This is a genomic window from Zobellella taiwanensis, from assembly GCF_003012795.1.
Classification (GTDB): domain Bacteria; phylum Pseudomonadota; class Gammaproteobacteria; order Enterobacterales; family Aeromonadaceae; genus Oceanimonas; species Oceanimonas taiwanensis.
Genome location: NZ_PXYH01000090.1, coordinates 1 through 255 on the forward strand (window position 1 = coordinate 1; position 255 = coordinate 255).

A 255-nucleotide genomic window follows, 5' to 3' on the forward strand; every position below is an offset into this window, starting at 1 on the left:
TAGCTGACAAAGCCCCGCAGCACTGGGTTCAGCTCGTGGATGATCGCCGCAAGCCCAATGCCCCGGTTTCGTTTTGTCAGCGCTTTCAGCTTCTGCTTGAGTTTCACCACCTTCTTGTCCTGGATACAGGTGTAGTTCGTGTGGATCACCACACCCAGGAACTTCACCCCCTCATCGCTGTGGACGATGTGGGTCTTGGTGGCGTTAACCGTCAGCTTCAGCTCACCTTCCAGGTAGCTCTGGGCCACCCGTAAC

The 255-nt window shown here is 56.5% G+C and carries 1 protein-coding gene; it reads right to left on the bottom strand.

The window, feature by feature from the left end; all coding sequences use genetic code 11:
* Positions 1-255: group II intron maturase-specific domain-containing protein (locus tag C7I36_RS17050; RefSeq protein ID WP_219899692.1), on the bottom strand; the 255-nt coding region annotated here is incomplete at both ends.